Origin of the sequence: Paenibacillus turicensis (assembly GCF_017873435.1) — a bacterium.
GTDB classification, from domain to species: Bacteria; Bacillota; Bacilli; order Paenibacillales; family Paenibacillaceae; genus Fontibacillus; species Fontibacillus turicensis.
The window spans coordinates 138,203-151,051 of record NZ_JAGGKG010000007.1; the positions used below are offsets into that span (position 1 = coordinate 138,203).

16 protein-coding genes and 1 riboswitch are annotated in these 12,849 nt (G+C 38.1%); of the genes, 13 read left to right on the plus strand and 3 right to left on the minus strand.

Annotated elements, in window-relative coordinates; all coding sequences use genetic code 11:
* Nucleotides 1-12 precede the first annotated feature (12 nt).
* The gene (locus J2Z32_RS09205; RefSeq protein WP_210088866.1) at nucleotides 13-1,230 is read right to left on the minus strand and encodes an NAD(P)/FAD-dependent oxidoreductase; all 1,218 of its coding nucleotides are present in this window, start codon (nucleotides 1,228-1,230) and stop codon (nucleotides 13-15) included.
* 182 nt (nucleotides 1,231-1,412) lie between these two features.
* Between J2Z32_RS09205 and J2Z32_RS09210 the strand changes: the two genes are divergently transcribed.
* From J2Z32_RS09210 to J2Z32_RS09260, 11 genes are all read left to right on the plus strand, one after another.
* Entirely contained in the window at nucleotides 1,413-1,637 is a 225-nt protein-coding gene (locus J2Z32_RS09210) for a hypothetical protein (RefSeq protein ID WP_210088867.1), read from the plus strand.
* A 30-nt stretch (nucleotides 1,638-1,667) separates the two neighbouring features.
* Nucleotides 1,668-2,048, plus strand: a complete 381-nt coding sequence (locus J2Z32_RS09215) for a spore coat protein (RefSeq protein WP_210088868.1) — start codon at nucleotides 1,668-1,670, stop codon at nucleotides 2,046-2,048.
* Nucleotides 2,049-2,299: 251 nt separating this feature from the next.
* Nucleotides 2,300-2,800 (plus strand): Lrp/AsnC family transcriptional regulator, encoded by a 501-nt coding sequence (locus J2Z32_RS09220; protein ID WP_210088869.1) that lies wholly within the window; start codon nucleotides 2,300-2,302, stop codon nucleotides 2,798-2,800.
* A gap of 13 nt (nucleotides 2,801-2,813) precedes the next feature.
* Nucleotides 2,814-4,013, plus strand: a complete 1,200-nt coding sequence (locus J2Z32_RS09225; protein WP_210088870.1) for an aminotransferase class I/II-fold pyridoxal phosphate-dependent enzyme — start codon at nucleotides 2,814-2,816, stop codon at nucleotides 4,011-4,013.
* Nucleotides 4,014-4,118: 105 nt separating this feature from the next.
* Nucleotides 4,119-4,286, plus strand: a complete 168-nt coding sequence (locus J2Z32_RS09230) for an aspartyl-phosphate phosphatase Spo0E family protein (RefSeq protein WP_210088944.1) — start codon at nucleotides 4,119-4,121, stop codon at nucleotides 4,284-4,286.
* Nucleotides 4,287-4,289: 3 nt separating this feature from the next.
* Nucleotides 4,290-4,565 carry a hypothetical protein gene (locus J2Z32_RS09235; protein ID WP_210088871.1) on the plus strand — a complete coding sequence of 92 codons (276 nt, stop codon included), beginning with the start codon at nucleotides 4,290-4,292 and terminating at the stop codon, nucleotides 4,563-4,565.
* Between the two features lie 166 nt (nucleotides 4,566-4,731).
* Nucleotides 4,732-5,304 carry a cob(I)yrinic acid a,c-diamide adenosyltransferase gene (locus J2Z32_RS09240; protein WP_210088872.1) on the plus strand — a complete coding sequence of 191 codons (573 nt, stop codon included), beginning with the start codon at nucleotides 4,732-4,734 and terminating at the stop codon, nucleotides 5,302-5,304.
* On the plus strand, nucleotides 5,301-6,224 hold the full coding sequence (locus J2Z32_RS09245) for an RluA family pseudouridine synthase (RefSeq protein WP_210088873.1): 924 nt from the start codon (nucleotides 5,301-5,303) through the stop codon (nucleotides 6,222-6,224). The genes J2Z32_RS09240 and J2Z32_RS09245 overlap by 4 nt, the downstream gene beginning before the upstream one ends.
* Before the next feature lie 215 nt (nucleotides 6,225-6,439).
* Nucleotides 6,440-6,802, plus strand: a complete 363-nt coding sequence (locus tag J2Z32_RS09250) for an arsenate reductase family protein (protein WP_210088874.1) — start codon at nucleotides 6,440-6,442, stop codon at nucleotides 6,800-6,802.
* A 14-nt stretch (nucleotides 6,803-6,816) separates the two neighbouring features.
* Entirely contained in the window at nucleotides 6,817-7,710 is an 894-nt protein-coding gene (locus tag J2Z32_RS09255; RefSeq protein ID WP_210088875.1) for a 5'-3' exonuclease, read from the plus strand.
* Between the two features lie 187 nt (nucleotides 7,711-7,897).
* The gene (locus J2Z32_RS09260) at nucleotides 7,898-8,911 is read left to right on the plus strand and encodes an HRDC domain-containing protein (protein ID WP_210088876.1); all 1,014 of its coding nucleotides are present in this window, start codon (nucleotides 7,898-7,900) and stop codon (nucleotides 8,909-8,911) included.
* A 69-nt stretch (nucleotides 8,912-8,980) separates the two neighbouring features.
* Here J2Z32_RS09260 and corA read toward each other — a convergent pair whose 3' ends face one another.
* Nucleotides 8,981-9,916: a magnesium/cobalt transporter CorA gene (corA, locus tag J2Z32_RS09265; protein WP_210088877.1), complete on the minus strand. Its 936-nt coding sequence runs from the start codon at nucleotides 9,914-9,916 to the stop codon at nucleotides 8,981-8,983.
* Nucleotides 9,917-10,021: 105 nt separating this feature from the next.
* Nucleotides 10,022-10,144 carry a hypothetical protein gene (locus tag J2Z32_RS22525; RefSeq protein ID WP_280921120.1) on the minus strand — a complete coding sequence of 41 codons (123 nt, stop codon included), beginning with the start codon at nucleotides 10,142-10,144 and terminating at the stop codon, nucleotides 10,022-10,024.
* A gap of 296 nt (nucleotides 10,145-10,440) precedes the next feature.
* A riboswitch (SAM riboswitch) is annotated at nucleotides 10,441-10,574 on the plus strand.
* 103 nt (nucleotides 10,575-10,677) lie between these two features.
* On the opposite strand from J2Z32_RS22525, the gene metA reads away from it, so the two are divergent.
* The gene (gene metA / locus J2Z32_RS09270; protein WP_210088878.1) at nucleotides 10,678-11,613 is read left to right on the plus strand and encodes a homoserine O-acetyltransferase MetA; all 936 of its coding nucleotides are present in this window, start codon (nucleotides 10,678-10,680) and stop codon (nucleotides 11,611-11,613) included.
* Nucleotides 11,614-11,673: 60 nt separating this feature from the next.
* The gene (locus J2Z32_RS09275) at nucleotides 11,674-12,834 is read left to right on the plus strand and encodes a PLP-dependent transferase (protein ID WP_245251348.1); all 1,161 of its coding nucleotides are present in this window, start codon (nucleotides 11,674-11,676) and stop codon (nucleotides 12,832-12,834) included.
* The last annotated feature ends 15 nt before the right edge of the window (nucleotides 12,835-12,849 follow it).

Genomic DNA, 12,849 nt, shown 5'->3' on the forward strand with positions numbered 1-12,849 from the left:
ACAGTGTAAGCCTTATTTTTTTGAACCCCGCATTAAATCAAACATCGCAGCATCGGGTCGATCTTTTCCGCTGATCAAGTCCGTTAGTAAATTGGCCCCAATCATACTACATACGGTTCCATTTCCACCGTAACCTTGCAGGAAGTAGCAATTTGGGTATTTATAATGGGGTCCAATGAAGGGCAATCCATCTCTAGTTCCGCCAAAAACGGCTCCCCAAGAATATTCTGCCTTAGCCTCAGTGAACATCGGGAACATTTCATGCACTTTGTCTAATAGTTGTTTGCTTTTATGAAGATAACGTACCTCTTCTAGTCCATTTGGAGGCAAAGGTTCATCTAATCCACCTGCAATAATTCTGCCGTCCTCTGAGGTGCGAATGTAAAAATAAGGTCGTGCTGTCTCCCATATTAAGCTGTCTTCAAACCAATGCCTTTGTAACTCAGGAATGATATCAGTAACGATAACGTAAGAAGCAACAAGATCTGCCCCGCGATCTGGCTTAAATTCCTGCGTAGTATAACCTGTAGCAAAGATGACCTTTTTGCTTTGAATACGATGTTTACCTACATAAACAATGACATGATCTTGTTCACATTTAAGACTAGTTAGCTTACTTTTTTCAAAAATTCTGGCTCCATGTTTAGCTGTTAATTGGGATAACTCCTTCACAAACACATAAGGATTTGCTTTAGCATCACCACCAGAATAAAGGGCAGCCTCATTGTGAAAAGAAAAATGGGATTTTACTTTTTGTTTATCCCACCACTCCACTGGAAATTTAAACCTTTGTAAATTGTTATACTCCTCTTGGAGCAGCTCTACATCTTCAGGTGAACTAGCCAAATACAAGCTTTTTCTAGGAAGTATTCTAGCGTCTTCAGACAAATTAGAGCTAATCTCCACAAGCTGCTTAACAGCATCCAGTGATAGCTGATAAAAGTGTACAGCAAGCTCTTCACCAATCGTGTGAATAAAGGAGGTTAACATTTTATCACTGCAAAATTGTAACAACCCCGTGTTTGTTTGTGTGCTGCCACTCGCAATTTCATTTTCTTCGATTAGTACTGTATCAAACCCCTGCTTGGATAGCTGGTAGGCGCAAGTGACCCCACCCATCCCTCCGCCAACGACAAGAACATCACAAGTTATATCCTCCTGTAGCTCAGGATAACTGATTTCTTGTTTTAATGTTGTAGTCCAGTAATATTGACCATAATGTAGCTTCATAAGCTCAATCCTCCAGCCAAACTAAGTAATATTTAAATTTAAGTAATAAAGTGGTTTAAATATACTTCCCTATTTATTGTTAGAAAATCCATTCTATATTACACAAAATTACACATATCTATGTGATTTGTTACGCATAATACCGTGTGAAACGTAATTAATTTTCAGGAGGGAATACATTCATGCAAATGCAACCATTGTCAGGTAAAGAGTTAGATTACATCTCAGATTGCTTATCTAATGAGGATATCCTCATTAAGTTATGTGCATGTGCTTCTACGATTAGTAAGGAGCCTGCAATTAAGCAAGTGATTTCGCAACAAATTAATGCCCATCAGCAACATATGAATACATTGCTTGATACGCTTACTTCTCACCAACAGCTGGCGCCAACAACGACTCACTAATTTTAATCATTGAAGGAGGATAACATCAATATGAATACAGGATTGAATCATATGGAGCTTTTACCTGAGGAAGATTTACTTAATACGATCTTGGCAGATTTAAAAAGAACAGTACGAGAATATACAACAGCAACGACAGAAGCAGCATGTCCAGAGGTTCGTCAAATGTTTAATCAATTAACAGATGATACGTTAAAGCTTCAGGGCCAATTGTTCCAAGCTATGTCTCAAAATAACATGTACACCATGCCTGGAAAAGCACCACGTACTATGGTTGATAAGGAAGTACAATGTGCACAAGATACGATTCAAAAAGCAAATCAATTTGTGCAGCAAAGAAGTGGTGCAGGAGCACAAGCTTTTGGTCAACAACAAGCAGGTGCGATGACTACACCTAATCACCTAATTTAAATAAAAGTTTTTTTACATCGATGTAAAAGAACCGTACAGAACCGTCATTCAAAACATCTGTAGTTGCAAAAGTTAGCATTTTGCTAACATAATGTGATGCAGTTTCGTTTTGGTGACGGTTTTTGCTTTTCACTTGAGTGTAATTCATGTAATATAAGTATTAAATCTAGTTTTCAAAAACCTGACAAGCGAAGTGATTTATTACACTACTGTGCAATCAGGTGGATGGAATCATGTCTGGAGGATATAGCATGAAAGAATTAAGTCCATTAAAGCTTAAGTTGCTGGATCTTCTAAGAGAGGATGCGCGTAGGAATCCAGAATTGCTGGCAACCTTGGTAGGATCATCTCTAGAGGAAACCAAGCAAGCCATCGCCGAACTTGAGGCAGATCACATCATTGTAAAATACGCTACAGTCGTGAACGCCCATAAGTTAGGGGATGAAAAAGTAACCGCGCTCATCGAAGTTCAAATTACACCCCAACGTGGACGTGGTTTTGATGCCATTGCGGAACGTGTATACTTGTTCCCACAAGTTAAATCTGTATATTTGATGTCAGGTGCTTATGATCTATTAGTTGAAGTAGAAGGGCGTAATCTACAAGAGGTTGCTAGCTTCGTTTCTGATAAATTATCACCATTAGAATCTGTATTATCTACTAAAACACATTTTATTCTTAAAAAATATAAACAAGACGGGGTCATTTTTGAAGATCCAGAAGATGATCGTCGCCTGTTGATAACCCCGTAAAGGAAGTAATGATATGAGTGGAAATGTAGAGCAACCGCATAGTTCAATGTCTTCTTATCTTGCTCCATTGGTTCGAGATATTCAGCCGTCTGGCATTCGTAAGTTCTTTGATTTAGTGAGTGCCAACAAAGATATAATTACACTTGGTGTAGGTGAACCTGATTTTATTACACCTTGGCATATCCGTGAGGCTTGTGTGTATTCATTGGAGAGAGGATATACAAGCTATACCTCTAATGCTGGAACACCAGAACTACGGGAAGCAATTGCGAACTATTTAGATCGTTCCTATCAGTTAAAATATAACCCTAAAGACGAGGTATTAGTGACGGTTGGTGCAAGTGAAGCGATAGATTTAGCTTTGCGTGCATTGATCGTACCAGGAGATGAAGTATTACTCCCTGTTCCTTGCTATATTTCATATAGTCCAATTATAGACATTAGTGGTGGGAAAACGGTAGAAGTTGCAACCTATGCTAAACACGATTTTAAACTTCAAGCCGAACATTTGCTTGAGCAAATTACACCTAAGTCCAAAGTACTTATATTAAATTATCCTAACAACCCAACAGGTGGAGTTATGTCTTATGAAGACTGGCTTCCTATTGTGAAGGTTGTAGAGGATCATGACCTCATCGTCATTAGTGATGAGATCTATTCTGAGCTTACTTATGGTAGCCAGCATGTTAGCTTTGCATCAATGCCAGGAATGAAGGATCGTACGTTATTAATTAACGGCTTCTCTAAAGCATTTGCAATGACAGGTTGGCGCATGGGATATGTATGTGGACATCCTGACTTAATATATGCTATGTTGAAGATTCACCAATATACAGTGATGTGTGCACCGGTAATGGGCCAAGTCGCTGCTTTAGAAGCTTTAACAAATGGGATGGAAGATAAGGATCATATGGTGGAGTCCTATAATCAACGGCGTAGGCTAGTAGTTCAAGGCTTAAGGGATATCGGTCTTGAATGCCATGAGCCGAAGGGAGCATTTTATGCGTTCCCCAATATACAATCTACGGGACTTACCTCTGAAGAATTTGCTGGCCGGTTGTTAACTGAAGCTAAGGTGGCGGCAGTTCCAGGCAATGTGTTTGGACTAGGTGGAGAAGGCTTTTTACGGTGTTCCTATGCTACAGGAGTAAGCCAACTTAATGAGGCTTTACAACGTATAGGAGATTTCGTGTATAAGGTGAAGCAAGGCTAGCAGTAATTCACGTTCATAATGCTTAAGGAGGGATTACTTTTGGATTGTGGTGAATGTGATCAATCAAGCATAGATGTTAATCAATGGCTACAGAAGGATAACAGCATGATATCACCACAGGGAGTAAGCCTAGAGGAAGAAATACGATTGCTTAGAAAATGGATGGAACGCTTAGTTGATGAGGAACAGTCCTTTACTACAGAAGTTGTCATTGCAATCAGTACTCTTCTTGACCTTAAAATTAATGAATTTATGAAAAAGCAGGAGCGATGAAGTTTGATTTATCATTTGTTTTTCATTAACCAAGTTTTAATTGCGTTTGTCATTTGTCCAATTATTGCTTTTATGATTGGCTTTCTTATGTCAAAGCTTAATAAATCAAAAAAGGTAGCATTTGTTATAAGTTTTTTATTGCCTTTAATTTATACAACCTACGATTTTCCCACATTTAAAGCTAATATTGGTGCATGGTTCCTCTGGGGATTGATGTATGTCGGATTTGCGTTTATTGGTGATAAGCTAGCTACCAATCTTTCTTCGAGAAATCGATAACTCGCATTATTTGTATAAACTGATTTAAATATTTAAACTTAACACTCTTTCGTAGGTACAAACTTACGAGAGAGTTTTTTTATCGGGCTTATCAACGAAAGCTGATCATTATGTTGAGCAAATTAATCCAGGCTAATAATAAGAGCATAAAGGAGATGAATGGATGATGTCGATTTATACTAAGACTGGAGATAAAGGGAAGACCTCTGTAATTGGAGGAATTGTGGATAAAGATGATATTCGTGTTGAAGCTTATGGTACAATAGATGAATTAAATACATTTGTAGGTCAAGCTAGAAGCTTACTTCAGGAACAGCCCTCTTTTGCCGATTTAGCTCAGCATTTATTACAAATCCAACATGAGTTATTTGATTGTGGCTCAGATTTAGCATATATCTCTTTAGAAAGTAGTCGCTATAAGGTTACAAGCTCACTTGTTAAGCGGTTGGAGCATTGGATTGATACGTATGAGCAACAAAATACTCCACTGGAGAAATTTATTTTACCGGGAGGCACTCCGCTAGCATCAAGCTTACATGTGTGCAGAACAGTCTGTAGGAGAGCTGAACGGAGGGTGGTTACACTTGGACGTGTAGTAAGTATAAATCCTGCTGTCGTACAATATATGAACCGATTATCTGATTTCTTTTTTGTCGTTGCACGGATTGCAAATGTGAGATCAAATGTACAAGATATTGAATATGAACGAAGTGGAAAGGTGTTTAGCAACAACTCATGACACAATATTATAAACCAATCGAATATGTGGTAACCTCAGAAGAGGAAGGCTGGATATTAAAAAATGTGCTTCAACGTAAGCTAGGTATTTCTCGCAAACTGCTATCAAAAATTAAGTTAACCGAGCGTGGTGTGATGCTAAATGGAGAGCGCGTGTATATTAGTGTTCCTGTTACGGCTGGGGATCAGGTGGCGATTTCACTAGAAAAGGAAACGTCAGACGATATTTTGCCACAAAATATAGATTTTGATATCATTTATGAGGATGACGACATTCTTGTTGTAAATAAAACAGCAGGAATGATTGTTCATCCCACGCATGGACATTATACAGACACCTTAGCAAACGCAGTTGTTTATTATTGGAACCAGCAAGGAGAGCAATTTCGTTTCCGCCCTGTACATCGCTTAGACCAGTATACAAGTGGATTAATTGCGATCGCCAAAAATAAATATGTGCATCAGCATATTTCTGAGCAAATGATTGCGGGTACTGTGCTAAAAAAGTATCAAGCATTAGTGTATGGAAAATTATCTCAGAAGAGTGGAAGTATTGATGCACCTATTGATCGTGATCCTGTTGATCCGCATTTAAGAATAGTTAGCCTAACGGGACAAGCTGCATTTACGACGTATGAGCTTATAGAGCAATACAAAGACACTGCATTTGTTGAGCTACAGCTTGGGACGGGGCGTACACATCAAATTCGAGTGCATATGTTGTCTATTGGACATCCACTAATCGGAGATGAAATGTATTTTGATACGACAAAACAGCAAGATAGACTGGAAAAGGTCATGGGTCGTCAAGCTTTACATGCGTACAAATTAGGGTTTGTGCATCCGACTACAGGCGAAGAAATGTTATTTGAGGCGCCTTTACCCTTAGATATGCTCCAATTAAAAAATGAGCTAATTTAACGGTTTTATTTTAAAATCAATGCTTAGATAATAAGCATAACTAGCGAAGAGACAGAGCGATTCTGAAGATTGTCTCTTAAAATCCGATTCCATCCTTAAGTAGGCTTTAATAAAAAGGAATATGATTTTAACAACAATCGCAAGAACGCTCTGGAGCGTAGCTGCTTATTAAACATGGATTTTTTAGAGCCAATAAATTAAAGGAGAAGATGATTATGAGTCAGCTTATCGTATATCAATATCCAAAATGTAGTACATGCCGTAAGGCAGTAAAATGGTTAGAAAACAAAGGTCATGAGCTACAATTAAAACATATTGTGGATACACCACCATCAGAAGAGGAATTAAATCAATTCATATCACTTAGCGGCTTAGAGTTGAAAAAGTTTTTTAACACTAGTGGTGAGGTTTATAAGGAATTAGGGCTAAAGGACAAGCTTGCTAGCATGTCCACACAGGAGCAAGTGGCTCTGCTCGCACAGCATGGCAAGCTCATTAAGCGTCCAATTGTTAGTGATGGTAACCAAGTAACGGTAGGCTTTAAAGAAGAAGAATATAATGAGAAATGGGCGAAATAAAGGTGGAACATGTGATGAATGACAGGAATGAGCTTTCAAATACCCTCATTGTCATCGATGGATTTAATTTGTTAAGTAGAGCTTATTTTGCAACCTCATATAATCGCTCTGAGGAGCAGCTAAAAAATAGTAACGGTATATATACAAATGCGATTCGTGTTTTTTTTCAAAAGATGATTAATTTAACTAAAGAATATCAAGCTTCCCATTTGGTGGTTGCTTGGGATGTAAAGCGGGATGAAACATCAAGAAGACAAGAGTTTGATTTCTATAAAGCAACACGAGGCGAGTTGCCAATGCCTTTAATTGAGCAATATGAAACCTGTCATCAAATTTTAGGTGAAATTGGTGTAAGGCAAATAGCAATTGCACCTCATGAAGCGGATGATGTTATCGGAACGATAGCTACAAATTGGACGTCTGGTCACTGTTTTATTTATAGTAATGATCGTGATCTGTTTCAATTATTAAGTGATACCACCTCGCAAATTATTGCGAGCAAGCAAGGGGAATATGTATACGATATCGCACAATTTACTGAGGAATATGGAATCGAAGCTAGCCAATGGGTAGATGTGAAGGCATTGCTGGGAGATAGCAGTGACAACATTCCGGGTTGCCCAGGAATTGGTCCTAAATCAGCTTTGCCATTAATTCAGCATTATGGATCAATCGAGCATTTATATGCTAATCTAGATGATTTAGATGAGAAATTTAATCGTCATAAGAAAAAGCTGGTTGCAGGGAAGGAATCTACATTGATAAGCAGAAGACTTTCTGAAATTAATTGTTGTATTTCTGAGCTGGCACATATAGAGGAAGATAAACTTAGACTCAATATTGACCGTATTGCCTTAATGAAGCAGGCGACAGAGCTAGAGGTACGTTTGAAGCTAGATGTTATTTGAGGATATTGACAGTATTTTCAAACCTGTTATTATAAATATTAACAGTATAAAGACGAAAGGAAGCACCTTCTCTTGCATTTGCTAGGGAGGTGTTTTTTTTGATGCTCAAATTTAATTTTATAATCAATCAAACTAACATACTCCTCTGCAAGAGCTGTTAAATTTAATCCTATAGGAGGAACAAACAGTGAGAATTGTATTTTTAAACAGCTTGGAGAAAAAGCAAGGAAATGATGTGAGCTCAATTGCACAGGTGTGGATCGCTGAAGAAGAAGGAATATGGCGGATGGGCTGGAATGAAGCTGAAGCAGATGATGAAAGTGAACAGGTATGGTACGAAGGCACATCCTGGTCAGAAATGCTGCACAATTATCGGTATGAGCTTGCTGTCAAATTAAGTGAAGGGTTTTATCCCCTAATGGAAGGGTTATGGAATGATAAAGAATTGAGTAGCAGCGGAAGAGTTTTTACGCAGAAACTACATTACTATTGTGAGCTAAATGTAAATCATGAGGTATATGCAGAGCTAAATGCTTGGCGTAGAAAAAAGGCAGCAATAGAGCATAAAGCGGCATACTTTATTGCAAACAATCGTTTGTTATTATTTCTTAGCGTGCTTTTACCTCATAATGAAGAGGAATTAATGCAAGTCCCTGGAATGGGGAGTGGTAAGATACAGGCATTTGGAAATGAACTTATCAGTATTTTGAAGGGATATGAAAGGAATACAGGCTTCCCATTAGATTGGGTAGACAATGTGATTGAGGAGGAGGATTTTAGAAATTGGCTATATAAGCAAAAGCAGCTTAAATTTAAAAATGCGAAGCAACGATTTGCATGGCGACAAAGCATTTTAGAAGGGATTGAAGAGGGTTTGAATTTAAGTGAGCTAAGTGCTAAAACAGGCATAGAGCGTCGTGACCTCATTAAAGAGCTTGAGGAGCTGGAAAAGCTAGGGAATCACGTTGAAAAACTCATCATCCTTGAGTTACAGGAAGTTTCGTTAGAGGATCAGCAATGGGTATGGCGTCTATATGAGCAGTTAGGTGATACATTTTTAAAGCCAATCCTAGAGGAAATGTACGGAGCCGAGCTAGAGGGGATTCCTGCGGGCGTAACACTTGAAGCCTTGTATGAAAGATTGAGATTGATACGAATCAGATTTAGACGTAGCAGTATTGTTAATGTATCAGGTGCATAGATGCATAGAGCATAATTGCATAAAAAAAGCCTTCAACCCACGATTCCGTGTTTTGAAGGCTACAATATTTTAAATCCAGTCTCGTTTACGGAACAAGTAATACATCCCAGCACCTAACACAAGCATAATACCAAGCACAATAAAGTAACCATACTCAGAGTGGAGCTCAGGCATATTATCAAAGTTCATCCCATAAATCCCTGTAATTAATGTAAGTGGGATAAAAATCGTTGTAATTGCTGTAAATACTCTCATAATTTCATTGGCTCGATTCGCGATTGCCGATTGATAAGCTTCTCGTAAGTTGCCCATCAATTCGCGGAACGTTTCAAAGTTTTCTGATATTTTTACGGCATTTTCATAGATGTCACTAAAATATTTTTGGAGTTGATCATCAATTAAGCGTAAATCCTTTTTATTTAAAATGTTAATCACTTCTTTTTGAGGACCTAACATTTTTTTAAGCCACAAAATTTCACTTCGTAGTCCAATAATTTCACTTAAATGAGATCGCTTAGTGTGCATTAAAATATCTTCTTCTAGCTTTTCAATTTTGTTTTCAATTCTGTCACCAACAACGAAATAGCTGTCCACGACTAAGTCGATTAAATAATAAAGGAAGCGGTCAGGCTCACTTACCTCTTGCTCCCACAAGATTGGTTTTACGGTACGTAGCTCATTAATTTTTTGCTTAGTGACCGTAATAATATAATGACGCCCAAGGAAAATATTTAATGCTCGTAAAAAAATCTCTTCATCATCATAACGAATGCTATTAACGACAATAAAATAATGATTATCATACGTTTCAATTTTAGGACGTTGCTCTTCTTCTGTTAAACAATCTTCCACAGCTAAATCATGTAATAAAAATAATGGCTGTAATAGGGCTAAATCCTCTACATCAGCATCAATCCAGTAAAAACCGTCCTCTGGTGCAGTTGTAGTTAGCTCAAGATCTTCGATTGGTGTAAACATTCCTGCTTGTACATGCCGAATCTTCATTCCAAATTCCTCCCTTATCCTATAGTGTTTCCCAAAAGAAGCACTATATTTGGCACAAAAGAAGAAACCTGCAGATTTCGTCATATCTAAGACAGGAGATCTATATTAGAATGAACGGAAAAAGGAAAGTGCCCCAATCAATCCATGAGCGCTCTGCTGATTCATCTTTTGTGCATTTGTACTTTTAACTGGGGCATTGCTCTCTCGACTACTCGGGTCGCCTTCCATCTTCGTTATTCACCTCTTTGCTTATCTTCTTGAAACACTTGTCTAGTATACCGCTCCATCATGCTAAGTTTCAAGCTATAAAACGTCAATTTTTTGTACAATCTACGTAGATCGCACTTTGTTATTGTAAATTTACGAAAATTTCTGAAAATGCATTTAACATTTCCACTATAATATAAGCTATAACTCAAAAGGATGTGACGAAAAATTTATACAAAATTTATTTGTTCTTGACGAGAGATAACCTGATACATTAAAGTGTATACAAAGCAACAATTAAAAATTAAATAAGCGAATTCTTATCAAGAGTAGGTGGAGGGACAGGCCCGATGATACCCGGCAACCGGCATATTATATGTACGGTGCTAATTCTTGCAGAGCATAGTGTGACGACTGTTTGTCATGACTAGGGGTTTCTGAGAGATGAGAGAGGAGCATAATTGCTGATACAAGACCTTTCTCTTTAGAGAAGGGTCTTTTTGAAATTATGAGTAGGTTTCCACAAAATAACAAACTACTAGGAGTGAGCTTATATGCCGATTAAAGTGCCTGATCATTTGCCAGCAAAAGAAGTGCTTGAAAATGAAAATATATTTGTAATGGATGAAAGCCGAGCATATCGACAAGATATACGCCCACTTCGTATTGCTATTTTAAACCTGATGCCAACAAAAGAAACAACAGAATCACAAATTTTGAGATTACTTGGTAATACGCCATTACAGGTTGAGATTGTCTTATTGCATCCAAAGTCACATACTTCTAAAAATACATCTCATCAGCATTTAGAAATGTTTTATAAAACGTTTGATGAAATAAAGAATCGCCGTTTTGATGGAATGATTGTTACGGGAGCTCCTGTTGAGCAACTGGAATTTGAAGAAGTTAACTATTGGGAAGAATTAAAAGAAATATTCCAGTGGAGTAAAACGCATGTAACGTCGACTCTGCATATATGTTGGGCAGCACAAGCTGGATTGTATCATCATTTTGGTGTGAAGAAGTTACATTTGTCTCAAAAATGCTTTGGGGTGTTCCCGCATCAAATTAACATTCCTAATGTAAAGCTTATGTTTGGTTTTGATGAACTGTTTTATATTCCTCATTCAAGGCATACGGATGTCTCACGCGAGGATATTGAAGCTGTACCAGAATTACAAATTCTAGCTGAATCCGAGGAAGCAGGTATATTTCTTGTTGCTACAAAGGATGGAAAACAAATTTTTGTAACCGGTCATGCGGAATATGATTCTGATTCTTTAAAATGGGAATACGATCGTGATGTTGCCAAAGGACTTCAAATCGAATTGCCAGTTAATTATTATCCTAACGATGACCCTACTAAAAACCCACCTTCCATTTGGCGAGCCCATGCAAATTTGCTGTTCTCCAATTGGCTTAACTATTATGTATATCAAGAAACACCGTATGATATTGACCAACAAATGGAGTTTGTATACGAAATCTAAAAGCTCATATTACGCTCATATAAACAAAATATGGAGGAAACTACGTTGAATGATAAAAAAATGCACATTGAAAGTAGATTAGCACAAATAGGGTCAGTAGAGGAACCAGTAACAGGGGCAATTAATTATCCAATCTACCAAGCCACCGCTTTTAGACATCCTAAGTTAGGACAAAGCACTGGTTTTGATTATGCTCGTACAAAAAATCCTACACGGTCTGTGCTCGAAGCGGCGATCGCGGATTTAGAATCAGGTGATGCGGGGTTTGCCTGTAGCTCTGGCATGGCAGCACTACAAACAGTTTTTACTTTATTTGCTCAAGGCGATCATTTCATCGTTTCTTTGGATTTATACGGCGGGACATATCGTTTACTTGAACAAATTCTTTCAAAGTTCGGAATTAGCTCCTCTTACGTAGATACAAACGATTTAGCGGCATTAGAGGAGGTACGACAGCCTAATACAAAAGCAATTTTAATTGAAACACCAACGAATCCTCTAATGATGGTGACAGATATCGGGGCTGTGTCCGCTTGGGCCAAACAACATCAGCTATTAACAATAGTAGATAATACTTTGCTTTCTCCATACTTCCAACGTCCGTTAGAGCTAGGTGCAGATATTGTGGTTCATAGTGCAACGAAATACTTGGGTGGACATAACGATGTACTTGCAGGCCTTATTGTTACAAAAGGAGAGGTTTTGTCTCAGCAGGTTGGATTTTTGCATAATTCCATTGGTGCAGTGTTAAGTCCAACGGACTCGTATCAACTGATGCGTGGGATGAAGACATTAGCATTACGCATGGAACGTCATGAGAGCAATGCACTTACTGTTGCTAAGCATTTAAAAGAACACCCACAAGTCGCTGAGGTATTTCATCCAGGTCTTGAAGATCATCCAGGTTACGATATTCAAAAAAAGCAAGCTAGTGGCAATACAGGGATTTTCTCCTTTAAGCTAACAGATGCTAGATATATAGAGCCGGTTTTGCGACATATTAAGTTGGTTGCCTTTGCTGAAAGTTTAGGTGGGGTTGAGTCGTTGATGACTTATCCTACTGTGCAGACGCATGCTGATATTCCACTTGAAATTCGTGAAGCAGTAGGTGTAGATGATACACTACTTCGCTTCTCTGTTGGCATTGAGCACGTGGATGATATTATTGCTGATTTAGATCAAGCGCTAGAAGCAGCGCGTCGTGAAATACAGGAGGGTTGATAGCTGATTTAGATC

Bases quoted from the DNA above. Each gene is read 5' to 3' on its own strand.
- J2Z32_RS09245 (WP_210088873.1), top strand. From the start codon at position 5,301: ATGACACAATATTATAAACCAATCGAATATGTGGTAACCTCAGAAGAG.
- J2Z32_RS09230 (WP_210088944.1), top strand. From the start codon at position 4,119: ATGATATCACCACAGGGAGTAAGCCTAGAGGAAGAAATACGATTGCTT.
- J2Z32_RS09215 (WP_210088868.1), top strand. From the start codon at position 1,668: ATGAATACAGGATTGAATCATATGGAGCTTTTACCTGAGGAAGATTTA.
- J2Z32_RS09225 (WP_210088870.1), top strand. From the start codon at position 2,814: ATGAGTGGAAATGTAGAGCAACCGCATAGTTCAATGTCTTCTTATCTT.
- J2Z32_RS09240 (WP_210088872.1), top strand. From the start codon at position 4,732: ATGTCGATTTATACTAAGACTGGAGATAAAGGGAAGACCTCTGTAATT.
- J2Z32_RS09255 (WP_210088875.1), top strand. From the start codon at position 6,817: ATGAATGACAGGAATGAGCTTTCAAATACCCTCATTGTCATCGATGGA.
- corA (WP_210088877.1), bottom strand. From the start codon at position 9,916: ATGAAGATTCGGCATGTACAAGCAGGAATGTTTACACCAATCGAAGAT.
- J2Z32_RS22525 (WP_280921120.1), bottom strand. From the start codon at position 10,144: ATGGAAGGCGACCCGAGTAGTCGAGAGAGCAATGCCCCAGTTAAAAGT.
- J2Z32_RS09210 (WP_210088867.1), top strand. From the start codon at position 1,413: ATGCAAATGCAACCATTGTCAGGTAAAGAGTTAGATTACATCTCAGAT.
- J2Z32_RS09205 (WP_210088866.1), bottom strand. From the start codon at position 1,230: ATGAAGCTACATTATGGTCAATATTACTGGACTACAACATTAAAACAA.
- metA (WP_210088878.1), top strand. From the start codon at position 10,678: ATGCCGATTAAAGTGCCTGATCATTTGCCAGCAAAAGAAGTGCTTGAA.
- J2Z32_RS09220 (WP_210088869.1), top strand. From the start codon at position 2,300: ATGAAAGAATTAAGTCCATTAAAGCTTAAGTTGCTGGATCTTCTAAGA.
- J2Z32_RS09250 (WP_210088874.1), top strand. From the start codon at position 6,440: ATGAGTCAGCTTATCGTATATCAATATCCAAAATGTAGTACATGCCGT.
- J2Z32_RS09275 (WP_245251348.1), top strand. From the start codon at position 11,674: ATGCACATTGAAAGTAGATTAGCACAAATAGGGTCAGTAGAGGAACCA.